17 protein-coding genes and 1 tRNA gene are annotated in these 18703 nt (G+C 64.1%); 4 read left to right on the top strand and 14 right to left on the bottom strand.

Annotated features, from left to right (window positions below):
- Nucleotides 1–83: 83 nt before the first annotated feature.
- The gene (locus OVY48_RS20905) at nucleotides 84–1127 is read right to left on the bottom strand and encodes a hypothetical protein (protein ID WP_313924300.1); all 1044 of its coding nucleotides are present in this window, start codon (nucleotides 1125–1127) and stop codon (nucleotides 84–86) included.
- A gap of 138 nt (nucleotides 1128–1265) precedes the next feature.
- Here OVY48_RS20905 and OVY48_RS20900 point away from each other — a divergent pair, with 138 nt between their 5' ends.
- The gene (locus OVY48_RS20900; RefSeq protein WP_313924299.1) at nucleotides 1266–2198 is read left to right on the top strand and encodes a nitronate monooxygenase family protein; all 933 of its coding nucleotides are present in this window, start codon (nucleotides 1266–1268) and stop codon (nucleotides 2196–2198) included.
- Here OVY48_RS20900 and OVY48_RS20895 read toward each other — a convergent pair.
- A complete protein-coding gene (locus OVY48_RS20895; protein WP_313924298.1) occupies nucleotides 2193–3071 on the bottom strand; it encodes an alpha/beta hydrolase in 879 nt (292 codons plus the stop codon). The two genes, OVY48_RS20900 and OVY48_RS20895, sit on opposite strands and share 6 nt — an antisense overlap.
- A gap of 147 nt (nucleotides 3072–3218) precedes the next feature.
- Entirely contained in the window at nucleotides 3219–5183 is a 1965-nt protein-coding gene (locus OVY48_RS20890) for a PAS domain S-box protein (RefSeq protein ID WP_313924297.1), read from the bottom strand.
- A 186-nt stretch (nucleotides 5184–5369) separates the two neighbouring features.
- Here OVY48_RS20890 and OVY48_RS20885 point away from each other — a divergent pair, with 186 nt between their 5' ends.
- Entirely contained in the window at nucleotides 5370–6278 is a 909-nt protein-coding gene (locus tag OVY48_RS20885) for a sugar kinase (RefSeq protein WP_313924296.1), read from the top strand.
- Nucleotides 6279–6292: 14 nt separating this feature from the next.
- Here OVY48_RS20885 and OVY48_RS20880 read toward each other — a convergent pair.
- The 9 genes from OVY48_RS20880 to cyoA all read right to left on the bottom strand — a co-directional run bounded on the left by OVY48_RS20880 (nucleotide 6293) and on the right by cyoA (nucleotide 14553).
- Nucleotides 6293–6366 (bottom strand) — tRNA-Gly (locus OVY48_RS20880).
- Between the two features lie 35 nt (nucleotides 6367–6401).
- A complete protein-coding gene (locus OVY48_RS20875; RefSeq protein WP_310223721.1) occupies nucleotides 6402–6935 on the bottom strand; it encodes a response regulator transcription factor in 534 nt (177 codons plus the stop codon).
- The gene (locus OVY48_RS20870) at nucleotides 6925–8250 is read right to left on the bottom strand and encodes an ATP-binding protein (protein ID WP_313924295.1); all 1326 of its coding nucleotides are present in this window, start codon (nucleotides 8248–8250) and stop codon (nucleotides 6925–6927) included. The genes OVY48_RS20875 and OVY48_RS20870 overlap by 11 nt, the downstream gene beginning before the upstream one ends.
- A complete protein-coding gene (locus OVY48_RS20865) occupies nucleotides 8247–8948 on the bottom strand; it encodes an SURF1 family protein (RefSeq protein ID WP_313924294.1) in 702 nt (233 codons plus the stop codon). The genes OVY48_RS20870 and OVY48_RS20865 overlap by 4 nt, the downstream gene beginning before the upstream one ends.
- A gap of 26 nt (nucleotides 8949–8974) precedes the next feature.
- Nucleotides 8975–10051, bottom strand: coding sequence for an ISAs1 family transposase (locus OVY48_RS20860; protein WP_313922367.1), 1077 nt, complete (start codon nucleotides 10049–10051; stop codon nucleotides 8975–8977).
- A 173-nt stretch (nucleotides 10052–10224) separates the two neighbouring features.
- Complete coding sequence (gene cyoD / locus OVY48_RS20855) at nucleotides 10225–10590, bottom strand: cytochrome o ubiquinol oxidase subunit IV (RefSeq protein WP_037472347.1); 366 nt, start codon at nucleotides 10588–10590, stop codon at nucleotides 10225–10227.
- The gene (gene cyoC, locus OVY48_RS20850; protein ID WP_096062897.1) at nucleotides 10587–11231 is read right to left on the bottom strand and encodes a cytochrome o ubiquinol oxidase subunit III; all 645 of its coding nucleotides are present in this window, start codon (nucleotides 11229–11231) and stop codon (nucleotides 10587–10589) included. The genes cyoD and cyoC overlap by 4 nt, the downstream gene beginning before the upstream one ends.
- A 4-nt stretch (nucleotides 11232–11235) precedes the next feature.
- Nucleotides 11236–13254: a cytochrome o ubiquinol oxidase subunit I gene (gene cyoB / locus OVY48_RS20845; protein WP_037472343.1), complete on the bottom strand. Its 2019-nt coding sequence runs from the start codon at nucleotides 13252–13254 to the stop codon at nucleotides 11236–11238.
- Nucleotides 13255–13413: 159 nt separating this feature from the next.
- Entirely contained in the window at nucleotides 13414–14553 is a 1140-nt protein-coding gene (cyoA, locus tag OVY48_RS20840; protein WP_313924293.1) for a ubiquinol oxidase subunit II, read from the bottom strand.
- Nucleotides 14554–14718: 165 nt separating this feature from the next.
- On the opposite strand from cyoA, the gene OVY48_RS20835 reads away from it, so the two are divergent.
- A complete protein-coding gene (locus OVY48_RS20835) occupies nucleotides 14719–16071 on the top strand; it encodes an MFS transporter (protein ID WP_313924292.1) in 1353 nt (450 codons plus the stop codon).
- A gap of 25 nt (nucleotides 16072–16096) precedes the next feature.
- On the opposite strand, the gene OVY48_RS20830 is transcribed toward OVY48_RS20835, so the two are convergent.
- Together OVY48_RS20830 and OVY48_RS20825 are read right to left on the bottom strand one after the other, a co-directional pair.
- A complete protein-coding gene (locus OVY48_RS20830) occupies nucleotides 16097–16942 on the bottom strand; it encodes a glycosyltransferase (protein WP_313924291.1) in 846 nt (281 codons plus the stop codon).
- Between the two features lie 5 nt (nucleotides 16943–16947).
- Entirely contained in the window at nucleotides 16948–18219 is a 1272-nt protein-coding gene (locus tag OVY48_RS20825; RefSeq protein WP_313924290.1) for an ammonium transporter, read from the bottom strand.
- A gap of 121 nt (nucleotides 18220–18340) precedes the next feature.
- Between OVY48_RS20825 and OVY48_RS20820 the strand changes: the two genes are divergently transcribed.
- Nucleotides 18341–18676 (top strand): hypothetical protein, encoded by a 336-nt coding sequence (locus OVY48_RS20820; protein WP_313924289.1) that lies wholly within the window; start codon nucleotides 18341–18343, stop codon nucleotides 18674–18676.
- Nucleotides 18677–18703 lie beyond the last annotated feature (27 nt).

Genomic DNA, 18703 nt, shown 5'->3' with positions numbered 1-18703 from the left:
GGCGTTGGCCCACCCCGCTGCGACTAACTTCGCCTTCGGCTCGGTAAGTCTCGCTGCCCCTCCCGCTGGCGGGAGGGGGTGGGTTAAGCGTAAGGGAGGCGGTTGGTGAGGGATGGCGGCAGGGTGCCCATTACGAGCATCCGGGCATGGTGCCAGAGCGCCGAGAGCAGCAGCAGGGACGAACCGATTACCAGCGCCGTGAAAGCGGCTGATAGTTCAACCGCTCCGGCCTGTTTAAACAGGGCGTAAAGGGCGAAGAGGACATAGGCTAGGCTCGACACGAGAAGCGCGCGTCGGTCGATCGCGAGGCCGACCAGGCCGAATGCAATGTAGAGCAAAATCACGACGACCGCCTTGCCGATGCTGATGTCGTCGCCCCGGAACACGCCGAGCAGATTGAACAGCGAATGGGCGATCATCGGTGCGGCGGTCAGGTGCAGCCAGAAGGCGACATCGGCGCGGCGCGTGGTGCGTGTCCGATCGCTCATGTCCCAGCGCATGGCGAGCGCGAAAATGGCGAGGCCTCCGGCGAGCAGCAGCAGATAAGCCAGCCTTATATCGCCGGGGAAGGCGGCAAGGACGAGGCCGCCGACGACGCCAGCGGCGGCGGCCGCGCCCGCCGCGACCGTGATCGGCACCATGAAGCGCCGCCAGTGCATCCAGGCGGCCAGCGCGCTGACGGCCGCGACGCCCGATATGATCAGCGAAGCCACCCGATCGCCGACGTCGGGGAATATCTGGGCCGCCAAGGCGCCCAGCGCGAAGGCGACACCGCCGACAAAGCCCGCGAGCAGCAGAATGGAGGGCAGCGCCATGCGCCGTTGGCGGGTGAAATATTCCGCCAGACCCCAACTGACCGCCGCGACCAGCGCGCCCGACATGAAGGAGGGATGATGTTCCGCCGCACCGAGTCGCACGCTGTTGCCGAGCCAGCCGACTGCGACGAGCAGGATGATACCGGCGATGGCGACGAATATGTCGTTGAAGCCGGTCAGGAGGCGGAAACTTTCTTCATCGACCACGGGGCTGGCGCGCAGTTGTGCGACATGATCGCGCAGCGCCTGCGCAGCCTGCGGTGACAGGACGCCCGCCGTAACGGCATCCTGCAAGTCGCCTTCGCTATACATCGTCCAACTCTCCTGTCGGTTTCGACACCGCGACGCTACCACAACTGTATTATGTCATCAACACAGTTCCTTTTGCTCTTTTTCGGGACGCTGCGCGATGATAGCGCGGTGGAGCAAAAGAGAGAGGAAAGTCCGCCCATGACCCTGCCGTCTGCGCTCAAAGGCCGCTTGTCGCTGCCGCTGATCGGATCGCCGATGTTCATCATTTCGCAGCCCGAACTGGTGATCGCCCAATGTCGTGCGGGGATTGTCGGTGCTTTTCCATCGCTCAACGCCCGACCATCGGGCATATTCGAACAATGGCTGCAACGGCTGGGCACGGAATTGACGGACGCGGATGCGCCGTTCGCGGTCAATCTGATCGTCCACAAGAGCAACAGCCGGTTGGACGAGGATCTCGACCTGTGCGTCAAATATCAGGTGCCGATCATCATCACGTCGCTGGGCGCACAGGAGCGGGTGAATGCGGCGGTGCATAGCTATGGCGGCATGGTGTTGCACGACGTCATCAACGACCGGTTTGCCAGAAAAGCGATCGAGAAGGGGGCTGATGGCCTGATCGCGGTTGCGGCCGGGGCGGGGGGCCATGCCGGCACGCTCTCGCCCTTTGCGTTGGTGCAGGAAATCCGCGCCTGGTTCGACGGGCCGCTGGCGCTGGCAGGGTCGATCGCGACGGGGCGCGCGATCGCTGCGGCGCGGATGATGGGGGCTGACCTTGGCTATATGGGGTCGCCCTTCATCGCCACGACCGAGGCCAATGCGGATGGTGCCTATAAGCAGATGATCGTGGACAGCAGCGCGGGCGACATCGTTTATTCCGACGTGTTTACCGGCGTCCATGGCAATTATCTGCGCCCCAGCATCGTCGCGTCGGGCATGGACCCGGACAATCTGCCCAAGGCGACGGAGATGGACTTTGCCAGCATGACCGGCGGCGACAAGAAGGCCTGGCGCGACGTGTGGGGATGTGGCCAAGGGATCGGCGCGATCGACCAGGTACAGCCCGCCGCCGACTTCATCGCACAGTTGAAGGCGCAATATCGGTCGGCGATCGACGGCTTTACCTCATAGGAAGGCGCGCAACTCGGCGATGAAGCGGTCGAACTGGTCGTGATGCAGCCAGTGGCCAGCATTGGGAAATTCCACCAGCCGCGCATCGGCGAAATGCGCCATGCGGCCGTCCTTCGCCGGGTTGGACGCCCAGCTATCCTGCCCCAGGCATAGCAGGGTCGGGCAAGTGATGCGCGACCAGAAATCGGGCAGGTCGGCGTCACTGCCCGCCTGCGGCGCTGCGCTGCTGAGATAAGGGTCGAACTTCCAGCTGAAGCTGCCATCCTCATTGCGGTTGACGCCGTGGATGGTGAGGTGAAGCGCCTGTTCAACCGAAAGATGCTCGTTGCGTTCGCGCATGCGGCCGATCGCGGCCTCGATCGTGGCGTAACGTCTGGGCGTGCGGCGGGCATTGGCGCGGCGCGTGTCGATCCATTGCCGCCAGACATCGAGCGATGCTTCCTCGGCCTTTTCCTTTAACCGGTCAGGTGACAGGCCAAGCCCTTCGAGAGCGACGATGCGCTGGACCTTGTCCGGGAACAGGCCCGCATAGCGCAGCGCGATCGATCCGCCGAGCGAATGGCCGACGATGGTGACGGGCGGGCGGTCGAGCAGGTCGACCAACTGGGCCAGATCATAGAGATAATTGGCCATCATATAGGAGCCGTCGGGCGACCAGGCGCTGTCGCCATGGCCGCGCAGGTCCGGCGCGATGACATGATAATCCTTCGCCAGCGCGCGCGCCGTCCAGTCCCAGCTGCGCCCATGATCGAAGCCGCCATGGACGAGGATCAGCACCGGCGCGGCGCTATTGCCCCAATCGAGATAGTGGAGCCGGGTGCGCAGCGATGTGAAGAAATGCGAGGTCGGGGTCAGGGCGGTGGGCGTGTCCATGCAGTCCTGCTGGCCGGAGGAGAAGGTGGGGCGTTTGCCACCCCCTTTGGCGAACTCGCCCCTGCTTGCAAGGGCGGAGCGACCAAAATCGCGCAATTTTCCGATGTTTGGGCGATGATAGCGGTCGGTCGATCCCTTGCTGCCCCGCTATTCGCCGTCGACCGGCGGCAGGATAAGGGCCGTGCGCGCGGCGGCGGCGGCATGCCCGGCCGTGGCGACGATCCGTGCCAGTTCGGCTTGCCGGAACGGCTTGTCGAGGCGCGGGCGGTGGCTCGCATGGGGTGGCAATTCGGCGAAACCGGTGATGATGACGACCGGCAATCCGGGCCGCATCTGATCGATCCTGTCGGCAAGCTGCGCGCCGGTCATGCCCGGCATGGCATGGTCGGTCACGACCAGATCGACATCGCCTTGCTCCAGCATCCGCAGGGCTTCGGCGGCGTTCGACGCGCGGAACACGGTATGGCCCAGATCCTCCAACATGCCGGCGGTGTTGGTCAGCACCAGTTCGTCATCATCCACCGCAAGGATGACGAGGGGGACGCTGGGGTTATTGCTGTAATCGACGGGCGCTATGATGTCGGCGGCGGGACCAGCCTGCGACACGGGGAGCCAGAGCGAGACGGTCGTGCCTTCGCCCGGTTGGCTGGTGATGGTGAGCGATCCGCCGCATTGCTGAACGAAGCCATGCACCATCGACAGGCCAAGGCCCGTGCCCTTGCCGACGCCCTTGGTCGTGAAAAAGGGTTCGCGGGCGCGCTCGATCGTGGCGGCGTCCATGCCTTCGCCATTGTCGGCGACGGACAGCTCGACATAGGCGCCGGGCGACAGGTCTGGCCGGTCGCCCTGTTCAATGGTCCAGCCCTGCGCCGCGATGATGATATCGCCGCCATTGGGCATGGCATCGCGGGCATTGACCGCGAGGTTCAAGATGGCGAGTTCCAACTGCGCCGGGTCGGCATGGACGTTGGCAAGCGACATCGGGAAACGGGTTTCGATGTCGATGGCACCGCCCAGCGTTGTCTGCAGCAGTTCGGCCATGCCGAGCACCAGCGCGACCGGATCGACGCTTTGCAGTTTCAGTTCCTGCTTGCGGGCGAAGGCCAGCATCCGCTGCGTCAGCGTCGCGCCGCGCTCGGCCGCGGCCATGGCATTGTCGAGATAGCGGCTGATATCCGCGCCGTTCGCCATGCGTTGGCGGGCAAGGTCGAGGCTGCCGACGATGACGGCGAGCAGATTGTTGAAATCATGGGCGACGCCGCCGGTCAGCTTGCCGATTGCGTCCATCTTCTGCGTCTGGATGATGGCATCACGCGCGGCGTCGAGCGCCTGTTGCGATTCGCGCCGTTCGGTGAGGTCGCGGGTGACCTTGGCAAAACCCAGCAACTGGCCATGGGAATCGCGAATGCAGTCGATGACGACATTGGCCCAGAAACGCGATCCATCCTTGCGGATGCGCCAGCCTTCGGCTTCGAACCGGCCATCGCGTTCGGCGGTATGCAGCGCGCGCGAGGGCAGCCCCGCCATCCGATCCTCTTCCGAATAGAAGCGGGCGAAATTCTGACCGAGGATTTCGTCGGCCTTATAGCCTTTGAAGCGCTCGGCCCCCATGTTCCAGCTGGTGATCGTGCCCACCGGATCGAGCATGTAGATGGCATAGTCGGTGACGCTTTCGACGAGCAGGCGAAACCGCTCCTCGCTGGAGCGGAGCGCGTCCTGCACCGCGCGCCGTTCGGTCAGGTCGCGGGTGACCTTGGCAAAGCCCAGCAATTGGCCATCTTGCGCATCGCGGATCGGGTCGATGACGACATTGGCCCAAAATTGCGTGCCGTCCTTGCGGACGCGCCAGCCTTCGGCTTCGAACCGGCCGTCATGGTCGGCGGTGTAGAGGGCGAGCGCGGGGATACCGTTGGCTTGATCTTCCGGCGTGTATAAGCGGGAGAAATGCTGGCCGATGATCTCGTCGGCGGCATAGCCCTTGAACCGTTCCGCGCCCGCATTCCAGCTGACCACCACGCCATCGGCATCGAGCATGTAGATGGCATAGTCGGTAACGCTCTGAACCAGCAGTTCGAAGCGGTTGCCCGTATAACCGGATAGACCCTTGTTCATTATATTCCCGATCAGGACGTCATGATCATGACGTCATCCCCTTGCCTTTAGGCAAACGCCAAAGCAGCCCGATCGTTCCACATGGTAGGAAGGCGGACATGTGAACGGTGGGATGGCTTGACTTGGGCGGCCGCTCTGCGCCACCACGCCCCGGCATAGACGGGTTTGGCTGGACGGGATGTGGGCATGGGCGAGGGTGTGACGGTCACGGTGATTGGCGAAGCCATGCTGGAGCTGAGCCGGGGGACGGGCGACAGCTGGAACCTGCGCTATGGCGGCGATGTCATCAATACCGCCGTGCATCTGGCGCGATCCGGCGACAGGGTGCGGCTGGCAAGCGCGATGGGCAGCGACCCGATGAGCGCCGAGCTGTGTGCGGCATGGGAAGCCGAGGGCGTGGATACGTCACTCGTTCTGCGCGCTGCCGACCGGTTGCCGGGCCTCTATGCGATCGAGACGGATGCGAGCGGCGAACGTAGCTTCCATTATTGGCGCAGCGAAGCGGCGGCGCGGCGGATGTTCGTGCTGCCCGGCAGCGCAGCGATGGTCGCGGCGGCAGCACAAACGGACCTGCTCTATTTCTCGTTGATCACGCTCGCCATCCTGCCCGATGAGGGACGGGAAGCGTTGCTGGACCTGTGCGCGGCGGTGCGGGCGCGCGGCGGCAAGGTGGCCTTCGATGGTAATTACCGGGCGCGCTTGTGGGACGATGCGGCCACTGCGCGGCACTGGCGCGACCGGGCGATCGCGCTCGCCGATATCGGCCTGCCCACGCTGGCGGACGAAGTCGAAATGGGCGAGGCGGACGATGCGCAGGATGCCGCGACCCGCTGGGGCGCAGGCGAGGGCCGGGAGATCATCGTCAAGCTGGGCGGCGATGGCTGCCTGGTCGACGGGCAGGTGGTGCCCATTCCCCGATCGCTGGACGTCGTGGATTCGAGCGGCGCGGGCGATGCCTTCAACGGCGGCTATCTGCACGCCCGACTGAGCGGCGTGACACCGGCGGACGCCGCGCTGGCCGGGCATCGGCTGGCGGGATGGAATATCGGACGGCGTGGCGCGATTCCTGCGCGGGATGGGGATGCGCCTTATTAATCTATCGGTGAAGGTGGAGCGGGTGAGGGGAATCGAACCCCCGTCGTCAGCTTGGGAAGCTGCTGCTCTACCATTGAGCTACACCCGCGTTCGATCGCCCATTGCCACGGCGGAAATGCGCCGTCAACCGACCTGGCGCTTGGCCAGTTTGCGCGCGAGTGTGCGGCGGTGCATGCCCAGACGGCGGGCGGCTTCTGAGATGTTGAAGTCGCTGTCTTTGAGCGCTTCGTGGATATGTTCCCATTCCAGCGTCTTGATGGACGTCGGGCGGGGGGCGAGCGGGGTGTCGGGGTCGCCGCCGGAGCGGGCGAAGGCGGCCTCTATGTCGTCGGTGTTGGACGGTTTGGCGAGATAATGGGTGGCGCCCAGTTTGATCGCATCGACGGCGGTCGCGATGCTGGCAAAGCCGGTCAGCACGACGATGAGCATCGCGGGGTCATGGGCATGCAGTGCCTGGACGCACGCAAGGCCGGACTGGGGGCCGAGCTTGAGGTCCACGACGGCAAAGCCGGGGCGATGGTCGGCGAGGCGGGCGTTGACCGATTCCAGGCTGTCGGCGAGCAGGACGCTATAGCCGCGCCGCTCGAACGAGCGTTTGAGCGTGCGGGCGAAGGCTTCGTCATCCTCGACGATCAGCAACAGCCGTTCAGACGTCATTCTTGCCCTCCTCCAAAGCCAGAGTTGCTAGCGGCAGGCGCAGCAGGATCATCGCGCCACCCTCCACGCTGTTGCTCGCATTGACCCGTCCGCCCAGCTTGCGCACGACATTGACCACCAGGAAGAGGCCGAGGCCGCCGCCCTGCTTGCCCTTGCTCGACCGATAGGGTTTGCCGACATCAGCCAGCATCTCTTCGCTAAAGCCTGGGCCATTGTCGCGCACGGCAATATGGAGCCAGCGATTGTCGCGGCTGACGAGCATGTCGATATAGGTCGCGCCCGCTTCACGCGCATTGTCGAGCAGGTTGGTGACGGCCTGGCGGATCACCGGATCGGCGACGATGCGCGGATAATCGTGCGGGCCAAAGTCGCAGCGCAGCGGCATGCCGGGATTGGCGCTGCGCCAGTCGCGGGCGATGGCATCGACGAAGTCGCGGACATTGGTGATTTGCGGGGCTTCGCCGCGCGCTTCGCCGGCCGACATCAATATGCCCGACAGGATCGCCTTGCAGCGTTTGATGGCGGTTTCCATCTCGCCGACTTCCTCGACCAAAGCGGGATGGCCGGTGATTTCGGGCATGTGGCGCCAATCGCCCAGCACGACGGCCAGTTGGGCGAGCGGGGTGCCGAGTTCATGCGCCGCGCCCGATGCGAGCAGGCCCATGCGGACGATATGCTCCTCCTCCGCCGCCTGCTGCCGCAACCGGGCGAGATAGGCTTCGCGCTGTTGCAGGTTGCGGGTGATGCGGGTCATGAACAGGACCAGCAGCACCGCGATCATGGTGAGGCAGATCCAGGTGCCGATGATATGCAGGTCGAACAGGCGGCCCTCGAACGCTTCGCTCAGATCCAGCGGGCGGTAGAAGAGCGAGAGCATCGCGGCGCAGAGCGAGGATATGGCGACGATGCCCCATACGCTCCAACGGTGGAGCAGCACAGCGCCCAGCGCCACCTGCACCAGATAGAGCGAGATGAAGGGGTTGGTCGCCCCGCCGCTGAGATACAGCTGCGTGGTCAGCGCCAGCACGTCGAACAGCAGCGCCAGGAAGAGTTCGGCATGAGAGATGTCGGTGCGCCGCCGCAACACCATCATGCTGCCAAGGTTCATGGCGGCCGCGATGCAGGGGACTACCAGCATGGACGGGAAGGGCAGGCGGATGTCCATGGCATAATGGACGATCAGGATGGTCGCGACCTGCCCCGCGATCGCGATCCAGCGCAACTGGACCAGCAGCGCCATATTCTTGCGCCCCGCCGCATCGGCGGACCATTGGCTGGGGAGCCAGCGCGCGCGCAGGGGCGTGCTGCCCTTCATGCCCGGCGATCTTTTCCTGACTGGCGCATGACGAAGATATAGGCACCCGCGACCATCGCCGCCAGCGCGAACCAGGTGATGGCGTAGACAAGATGGTTGTTGGGGAATTGCACGACGGTCAGCCCGCCGATGGGCAGGGCGTCGGGCTGCGCCCCGGCATCGGCGTCAATGAAGTAAGGCAGCGTGGCGGGCAGGGCGCGGGCGGCGGCGATGGCGGCGACGTCGCGCGAATACCAGCGGTCGGCGGCGGGGTCATTGTCGCGCAGGAAGCCGCCGCCCGGTTCGGTCAGGCGCAGCAGGCCGGTAATGCGGACTTGCCCCGTCGGGCGGGTGTAACTGGTGCGGGCGTCGGGCGGCACGAAGCCGCGATTGATGAGCAGCGTCGTGCCGTCCGCACGTCGGAGCGGGGTCAGCACCCAGAAGCCGGGGCCGCGGACAGTCGACGCCTGGACCAGAGTCGCGCGGTCGTGGATGAATGTGCCGGTCGCGGCGACGCGGCGATATTCGTCGGATTTGGTCGCTATGGCGGGCGCTGGCACCGGTGGCGCGTGAATGCGGACAGCGACCCGGACAATCAAATCGCGTTTCCACGCCAGCCGTTCGACCTGCCAAATGCCAAGCGTACATAGGGTCGTAAACAGCAAGGCGGCGATCAGTGTCAGGCCGATCGGAAATATCGCTCTATGTGCCGATGTCATCGGTCATCCTCCCCTAGTAGGCAGGGCTATCGCATATGACCAAGCATTGAGAGAAGGAATGCATCGTTCCAGCCCGCCCGTTTGATTTTGCCTTTGATTGATCCCTTGTCCGGGTGGGTTCTCAAGATGTTGAGCGCAAGTTTCCTGATTAGCGCGAGGTTTTGCGGGGCATAGTCCTTTCGGCTTCGCGCGGCGTCTTCCTCGAAGGTGACGTCGAGCACCCAGTGCAGTTGGTTTTCGATGGTCCAATGCGCACGCGCGACTTCGATCAGCCGTTTGGCGGTCAAAGGTCGGGACAGAAGGAACCAGCGTTTGACCGGTGGCTCGTCCCGACCAGCGTTGCGGCGGCACGTTTCCACTTGCCCCACCGCCGCGATGCCGGGGAAGTCGAGGGCTTCGGCGGGCACCACGATCGCGTGTCGGATTTCCGTGCGATCATGGGCCGGGCCTGACCGGATCGTGGCGACATCCGCCTGCTCGCCCATTGCGATCAGCGCTTTGGCGCTGGCTAGCAGCTTTGGCCGGTTTTCCTTGATCGCCAGGGCATAGTCGGCACCGGTTGCGAGAATGGCCTGCGCTGTGTCGGGTCGGCAATGCAGGGCATCGGCGGTGACGATACAGCCGTCCAGACGCAACAGCGTCAGCACCTCCAGCACGCCGGCGACTTCATTGCGACCGGGTGCCAGCCGCTGGCCAATGACCAGACGCTTCTCGGCTGCCCAGACATTGACGAGATGCAGCGGCGTCGCCTTGCGCCCACGTTCATACGCCCCGCGCAACGCCTTGCCATCAATCGCCACCACGCCTTCGAGGGCACCTGCGAATGCCGCCGTAAAGCGTGCAAACGCCGCTTCGAACGGCTCGGGATCGAGCAACCGGAAGACCCGGCTGAACGTGTCGTGGCTCGGTGGACCATGCTCCAGATCCACCACCTGACGCAGCAGGCCCAGCTTGGCACGGGCAAACTCCGCCATATCCGTACAATCTTCGGCACCGCACAGAACCGCCGCAAGCGCAACGAAGATCAGTTCGAGAAGATTGTGCCGCGCATTGCCCGCGCGCGGATCGTCAACCTCACCGAAATATGCCGAAAAATCATCCATCGGTCGCCTCCAACTATGGAGACCACCCAAGAATCCCATTCGATCAATCGTTCAAGCCCATATGCGATTCCCCTGCCCTTCCAGGGGAGGATTTTGCTGCCAGGTTTGTGAACTACACAATCGCCAATGCCAAACCGTTGTGGTTCTGGATGTCTGCTAGAAGCATGTAGATGTCACGGCATCTGGCTCATGTCATGCGTCATGGCGGGCATCATGTTGGTGTTGAGATGATACATGACCCACATCGAACCGGACAAGGTGATGACCACCAGGACCAAAGTGAACATCAGCGCCATCATCGACCAGCCGCCTTCCGAACGGGTGTTCATGTGCAGGAAGTAGATCATGTGGACGACGATCTGCACGACCGCGAAGGCCATGATGACGAGCGCGGTGGTCTGTGTATTGGCGAAATAGCCGGTCATCACCAGCCAGAAGGGGATGGCCGTCAACAGGACCGACAGGCCAAAGCCGATCATATAGCTGCCCATCGTGCCGTGGGCGCCATGCGCGTGGGTGTCGTGATCGTGCGCGCTCATCGCAGCATCCCCATGAGATAGACGAAGGTGAAGACGCCGATCCAGATGACGTCGAGGAAGTGCCAGAACATGCTGAGGCACATCAGGCGGCGCTGGTTGGCGGGGATCAGCCCCTTTTTGGCGACCTGTACCATCAGCGTCACCAGCCAGATGATGCCGAAAGTGACGTGCAGCCCATGGGTGCCGACCAGCGCGAAGAAGGCGGACAGGAAGCCCGACCGCTGCGGCGTCGCGCCCTCATGGATGAGGTGCGCGAATTCATAGAGTTCGATGCCGAGGAAGGCGAGGCCGAACAGGCCGGTAATGGCCAGCCAGCCCTGGGTCGCGGCGACCTTGTTCTTTTCCATCGACAACATGGCAAAGCCATAGGTGATGGACGAGAAGAGCAGCATCGCGGTGTTCAGCGCGACGAGGTTCAGGTCGAACAGGTCGCGCGGCCCTGGCCCCGCGGCATAGCTGCCGCTCAGCACCGCATAGGTGGCGAACAGGCAGGCGAAGATGAGGCAGTCGCTCATCAGGTAGATCCAGAAGCCCAGCGACGTGCTGGAGCCTTCGGGATGGTGCGGTTCCTCGCCCAAATGGAAGAGGGGCTTGCCGTCCTGATCGAGGAAGGCGGGGTCGATCTTGGAGCGTGTGGCCATGATGTTAGCCCTGTGTTGCGAGCAGCGCGCTGCGCTCGCCCTCGGTGCGCTCGACCACATCCTGCGGGATGTAGAAGTCGCGCTTATAGTTGAAGGTATGGCCGATCGCGACGGCGAGGATGCCGACGAAAGACAGGCCCGCCAGCCACCAGATGTACCAGATCATGCCGAAGGAGAAGGCCACGGACAGGCCGGCGATGATCAGGCCGGTCGCGGTATTGGACGGCATATGGATCGCCTTGTAGCCGGTCAGGGGACGCTGATAGCCGCGCTTCTTCATGTCCGCCCAGGCGTCGCCATCATGGATGACGGGCGTGAAGGCGAAATTATAGTCCGGCGGGGGCGAACTGGTCGCCCATTCCAGCGTGCGGCCGTCCCAGGGATCGCCGGTCGTATCGCGCAGTTGGTCGCGATTCTTGATGCTGACCGCGAACTGGATGAACATGCAGGCGATACCCGCCGCGATCATCACCGCGCCCAGCGCCGCGATCTGGAACCAGATTTGCAAGCTCGGATCATCAAACACGCGCATCCGGCGGGTGACGCCCATCAGGCCCAGCACATAGAGCGGCATGAAGGCGGTCCAGAAGCCGACGACCCAGAGCCAGAAGCTGCGCTTGCCCCAGGTGGTTTCCAGGCGGAAACCGAATGCCTTGGGCCACCAATAGTTGATCGCCGCGAACAGGCCGAACAGGACGCCGCCGATGATGACATTGTGGAAATGCGCGATCAGGAACAGCGAGTTGTGCAGCACGAAGTCGGCTGGCGGCACGGCGAGCAGTACGCCGGTCATGCCGCCCACGGTGAAGGTCAGCATGAAGGCGACCGTCCACATCATCGGCAGTTCATAGCGGATGCGGCCGCGATACATGGTGAACAGCCAGTTGAAGAGCTTGGCCCCGGTCGGGATGGAAATCACCATCGTCGTGATGCCAAAGAAGCTGTTGACGCTGGCGCCCGACCCCATGGTGAAGAAATGGTGCAGCCAGACGAGATAGCTGAGCAGCGCGATGACGATCGTCGCATAGACCATCGAGCTATAGCCGAACAGGCGCTTGGACGAGAAGGTCGAGGTGACTTCGGAGAAGACGCCGAACAGCGGCAGGATGAGGATATAGACTTCCGGGTGGCCCCAGATCCAGATCAGGTTCACATACATCATGGGGTTGCCGCCCATGTCGTTGGTGAAGAAGGCCGTGCCGATATAGCGGTCGAGGCTGAGCAGCGCCAATACGGCAGTCAGCACCGGGAAGGCGGCGACGATCAGCACGTTGGCACAGAGCGAGGTCCAGGTGAAGATGGGCATCTTCATCATGGTCATGCCGGGCGCGCGCATCTTGACGATGGTCGCGATCAGGTTGACGCCGGACAGCAAGGTGCCGATGCCCGCTATCTGTAAGCCCCAGATATAATAATCGACGCCGACGCCCGGTGAGTAAGCGATGCCCGACAGCGGCGGATAGGCGAGCCAGCCGGTGCGGGCGAATTCGCCGACGAACAGCGACATCATGACGATGATCGCGCCCGCCGTGGTCATCCAGAAACTGAAATTATTAAGGAAGGGAAAGGACACGTCGCGCGCGCCGATCTGCAGCGGGACGATATAGTTCATGATTCCCGTAATCATCGGCATTGCGACGAAGAAGATCATGATGACGCCGTGCGCCGTGAAAATCTGGTCGTAATGATGGGCGTTGAGATAGCCTTCGGAACCGTTGAACGCCATCGCCTGCTGCAACCGCATCATGATCGCGTCGGCGAAGCCGCGCAGGAACATGATGAGCCCCAGGATCATATACATGATGCCGATGCGCTTGTGATCGACGGTGGTGAACCAGTCGTTCCAGAGCGTGCCCCAGAGTTTATATTTGGTAACCAGCCCGAACACTACCGCGCCCCCCAGCGCGACCATCAGGAAGGTGCCGACGACGATCGGCTCATGCAGCGGGAGCGAACTCCAGTCGAGACGACCGAAGATCAGCTTCCAGATGCCACTATTTTCGGAGGCGGGATGCGGGGACATGGGCGTTACGGCCTTGATGTAGAGAGAAGGGGAGACTCGGGTTTTATAAAGCCCCTCCCCTTCAGGGGAGGGGTTGGGGTGGGGGCGTGCGGCAGGTGCAATGCCAAGAGGATGGCCCCCACCCCGGCCCCCCCCCTGAAGGGGAGGGGAGCAGGTGCCTTAATTCCCATGATGCGCTCCGTGCCCTTCATGGTCCTGCTGACCCGGGGCCTGGTTGCCCTGCGCGGCGGGGGTCTGCTTGGCAGCAGGGGTCATGCCTGCGGGCTGGGCGATCTCGCCCTTCTTGCCGGGTTCGACCGGGTGGTAGCCGCCGACGTCGATCGTGCCGTCATGGCGCAGGCCCTTGGTATCGTGGGCCGATTCTTTGCCAGCGCCGCCATGCATGTCGGTCATCATGATCTCGTCCATGCAGCGCTTGCCCGGTTGCGCGCACATGTTGAGCGCGGCGTGGAACAGGCGGGGCTCGACGCCCGCGAAATACAGGGGCTTCACCTTCTCGCTTGGCTGTTCCAACTTCACATAGGTCGCGCGGTCGAGCGTCGCGCCGCTGGCCTTCACGCGGGCGACCCACTGGTCGAACCCGCCCTGATCCATGGCGTGGAACTTGAAGCGCATGTTGGAGAAGCCTGCGCCGGAATAGTTGGCGGAAAAGCCATCGAACGTGCCGGGCTTGTTGGCGACGGCGTGCAGCGTCGTCTGCATGCCGGGCATCGCATAGATCTGGCCAGCCAGCGCAGGCACGAAAAAGCTGTTCATGATGGTCGAGGAGGTGATCTTGAACTCGATCGGCCGATCGACCGGCGCGGCCAGTTCATTGACTGTCGCGATGCCGAGTTCGGGGTAGATGAACAGCCACTTCCAATCCATCGCTACCACTTCGACCTGCAGGCGCTTGGCCGCCGGATCGACCTTGCGCGCCGAATCAATGCGTTCGATCGGACGATAGGGGTCGAGCAAATGGGTGCTGGTCCAGGTCACCGCGCCCAGCGCGATGATGATGAGTAGCGGCGCCGACCAGATCAGCAATTCCAGGCTGGTGGAATGATCCCAGTCGGGATCATAATCTTCCGCTTGCGCCTTGGCGCGATATTTCCAGGCGAACCAGCCGATCGTGCCCATGACGGGCAGGACGATCAGCAGCATCAGCGCTGTCGATATCAAAATGAGGTCGCGTTGCTGCATTGCAACATCGCCCGACGGGGCCATGACCACCCAGTCGCATGCGCCTAGCGGCAGCAGCAGGAGGGGAGCGAATCGGCGCAGAAATGCGCGGCTTGGGGCGGGCGTGCGGGCGATCATGAGGCTCGTCTAGTCGGGAAAATTCCGGGGTGACATTGGACCTTTTGTCCTATCCCTGCGCAGTGGCGAAATAGGGCATGGGTATATTTGACCACCAGAATGATTCGTCGTGCAGCCTTGTGCGGCCCCGAATCGTTCCCGCAGCATGAAGGCCCGTTTCACGCTATGACCTCCGCGACGACCACGCCCGGCCCTGACCTGGAGACCAACTCCACCCAGGCGGAACGCGACATGCGCAACCTTCACGCCCATGACGGCAAGAAGATCGCGCCGGGCGAGATCGCCATCGGCGTGATCATCGGCCGAACATCGGAATTTTTCGACTTCTTCGTCTATGCAATCGCCTCGTGCATCGTCTTCCCGGCGCATGTCTTCCCCTATCTGTCGCCGCTGGAGGGGACGCTCTGGTCGTTCGCCATTTTCGCGCTCGCCTTCGTGACGCGGCCGATCGGGTCGCTCATCTTCATGGCGGTCGATCGTCGCTTCGGGCGCGGGGTGAAGCTGACCATCGCGCTGTTCCTGCTGGGCGGATCGACGGCGGCCATCGCCTTCCTGCCCGGTTATGAGACGATCGGCCATTGGTCGGCGGTGCTGCTGGCGCTGTTCCGGACCGGGCAGGGCGTTGCGCTGGGCGGGACATGGGACGGGCTGGCCTCGCTCCTGTCGCTCAACGCGCCACAGGCCAAGCGTGGCTGGTATGCGATGATGCCGCAATTGGGCGCGCCGTTGGCGTTGATCGTGGCGGCGGGGCTGTTCGCCTTCTTCCTCTCCACCCTATCCACCGCTGATTTCCTGAGCTGGGGCTGGCGCTATCCCTTCTTCGTTGCGTTTGCGATCAACGTGGTGGCGTTGTTCGCGCGGTTGCGGATCGTGGTGACGGAGGAATTTGCGCGGCTCTATGAAGCGCGCGAATTGCAGCCTTCGCCGGTGATCGAAACCGTGCGCAGCGAAGGGCGCAATATCGTGATCGGGGCGTTTGCGCCGCTGGCCAGCTTTGCGCTGTTCCATATGGTCACGGTGTTTCCGCTGTCGTGGATCGCGCTCTACACCGACGAGCCGCTGGAACGCTTTTTGATGATCGAGGTCATCGGCGCGTTCGTGGGTGTGCTGGCGATCATCGTGTCGGGCTTTGTCGCGGATATGATCGGGCGACGTCGCCTGCTCGGCTATTCGGCAGTGGGCACGGCCTTTTTCGCGGTGGCCGCGCCGTTGCTGCTCAATGGCGGCGATCTGGGCGAAGTGGCGTTCATGGTGATCGGCTTCATCCTGCTGGGCCTCAGCTTTGGCCAGTCGTCCGGCGTGGTGGCGTCCAACTTCCGGTCGGCGACGCGCTATACCGGATCGGCGTTGACGTCGGACCTGGCCTGGCTGGTGGGCGCAGGGTTCGCGCCGCTGGTAGCGCTGCTGATCTCGACCGAGTTCGGGCTGGCGGCGTCGGGCGCTTATCTGCTGTCCGGGGCGATCGTTACGGGCTTTGCCCTGTTCGTGAACAAGGAACTGGCGGGCCGCGATCGCTAAATCGCACGGCGCATCCGGGGCTTTTTCAGGAAGATCGGCGCATCCGCGCCAGGGCCTTGCGGTCGAACCAACCAGTGAGGCCGGGGCGCGGGCGAAAGCGGGGGAGCCAGTCGGGATAGAGGCTGGCGAGGCGCGGGGGCAGGCCGTCCGGCCCCTCCCGCGTCATGATGTCCGACACGATGCGGTTCTGGAAGAAGCGCACCGAATAATTGATCAGCCGCTTATATTGCATCGTCCAGGTCGAGGGGCGGGCGAGGCTGACCTGCTCGCACAGAAAGCCGGCCGCGTCGCAGGCCAGCACGCGGCCATGCTGCCAGTCGGCATCGCTGGCGAGGTTGGTGTGCGCCCAGGCGGCGACCAGGCCATCGTCGCCGATCAGGTCGTCGGGCAGGCGCAGGCCGCGCGCGCGGATCGCCGCGACGAACGGTCCCGACAAAGCATAGAGATCGCCGAACAGGCCGCCTTCGATTTTGAGATTGCGGCGATAGAAATCCGCCATGCGGCCGTTCATCGGCATGCCTGCGCTGGCATTGGCTTGGGGGTTGGCGGCGAGGTCCGCGACCAGCGCGTCGATCGACCCGGCGACGATCTGCGCGTCGCCATCCATGAAGATGACGGCGTCTTCCGTCCCGGTCAGCAGGCCATGGACCATATGGTTCCAGGTGCGCGATTTGCCGCCCACCTGTATGTCGTGGACGATAACGTTGGTGCGCCCGCCCGCCGCCGCCGTGGCGCGGGCGACGGTGGCATCGGTCGTGCCGTTGACCAGCACATGAAAAAGCGTGTCGGGCCGGTCGAGCGGCAGTGAACCCAGGCAGGCGCCGATCCGGCGCTCCTCCTGATGGGCGAAGATAGCGACGGCGACGGCCATGGCGTCTAGCGGAAGTCCCAGCCCTGCTGGCCATGCTGGGCCAGATCAAGGCCGTCTGCTTCCTCCTGCGCGGTGGCGCGCATGGGGATCAGCATCGAGACGATCAGCGCAGCGATGGCGCTGCCCACCATGGCCCAGAGCGCGACGATGACGAGGCCGATGGCTTGCGATGTCAGTGCGCCGGTCAGGGTGATGCCGATGTCGAAGCCGACCCCACCCATCAGCGGCAGGGCGAAGACGGGCAGGAGCAGCATGCCGGTCGCGCCGCCAAGGCCGTGAATGGCGAAGACGCTGGCGCTGTCATCGACATGGCGGGCGACAAGGGGCTGAACCAGGCGGCAGAGGAACGCGGCGATCACACCGATCAGCATCGCGCCGCCGGTGCCGACCAGCGCGGCCGATGCGGCGATGGCGGCGATTCCGGCCAGGGCGCCGGACAATATGCCGGTGGCGGAGGTGCGCTTGCCCAGCACATGGTCGAGCAGCGCCCAGGTTAGCGCAGCGGCGCAGGCGGCGAAATGATGGTTGAGCAGTGCGGTCGCGGCATCGTCGGTCGCGCCGAGCGCCCAGCCGCCGACCATGCCGGACAGGCCGATCCACAGCAGCGCCCCACCCGCAAGGCTAAGCACCGGCGCATGGCCGACACTGGCGGGATCGCGCCTGCGCCCGGCGATCAGTGCGAGGGCAAGGGCGGAGAAGCCCGCGACGCCATGGACGACCAGGCCGCCGGCAAAATCCATGACGCCCAAGTCCGCGAGCCAGCCGCCGCCCCACACCGCATGGGTAATCGGCGCATAGACGAGCAGCAGCCAGAGCGGCGCGAAGCCCAAGAACCAGCCGATCCGCGTGCGTTCGGCGACGGTGCCGACCAGCAGGCAGGCGGCGAGCAGGGCAAGGGCAAGCTGAAACAGGACGAAGGCGGATTCAGGCACCGTCAACCCGTCACGCAACTGCGCGAGATTGGCGAGCAACAGGTTCGCGCCGCCGCCGAGCCAGGCGCTGCCCGGTGCATAAGCGAGGCTGTAGCCGACGATCGCCCAGGCCAGCGACACGGTCGCGATGACGCCCGCGCCCTGCGCCATGACCGAGAGCGCGTTGCGGACATTGACCTGGCCCGCATGGCGCAGCATCAATCCCGGCAAGGCCGCCAGCAGGATCAATAGCGCGCAGACCATCATCCAGCCGGTGTCGCCGCTGTCGGCAACGGCGATCTGGGCATAAGCGGCTTGCGGCGCGGCCAGCGCGGCGATCAGGGGCAGGGTCAGAACAAAGCGCATCGGCAATCCCGGCAATCCAAACAGGCCCCCGTCCTAGCGCGGACAGGGTAAAGTTTTCGATAAGCAGCCGCCCTTATCAGCGGACGATGACAGGCGCGTGCAAGACTGTTAAGGGCAAGCCATGCGGGGTTTGCTGTCTTTCTGTGCGGCGGTCATGATTCTCCTCTCCATGGGGATGGGAACGCTTGCGCATGCGACCGAGGCCTTGGGCTGTGTCGAAGATGAGACCAGCCTGTCGATCAGCGCGGCCGACATGCATGGCGACCTGCAACCCGGCGACGCGGATAATGGCCTGCCGCATCATCATGGCGGCTGCCATGGCCATCATGTCGGCACGGCGGGATCGCGCGTTTCCTTTGATGGGACGGTGGCCACCCGCGACCAGCTGATGATCCCCCCGGCGCCGCGCCTGTCCGCCATCGAGCCTGCTCGAACATTGCGCCCACCCATCGCCTGACATCGACCGAATAGGCCGCGCTCGCCT

This window comes from Sphingobium sp. SA2 (assembly GCF_032227065.1).
In the GTDB taxonomy this organism is placed as follows: Bacteria; Pseudomonadota; Alphaproteobacteria; order Sphingomonadales; family Sphingomonadaceae; genus Sphingobium.
Note: the sequence above shows the minus strand (reverse complement) of the source record. Positions and strands in the feature narration are given on the sequence as shown.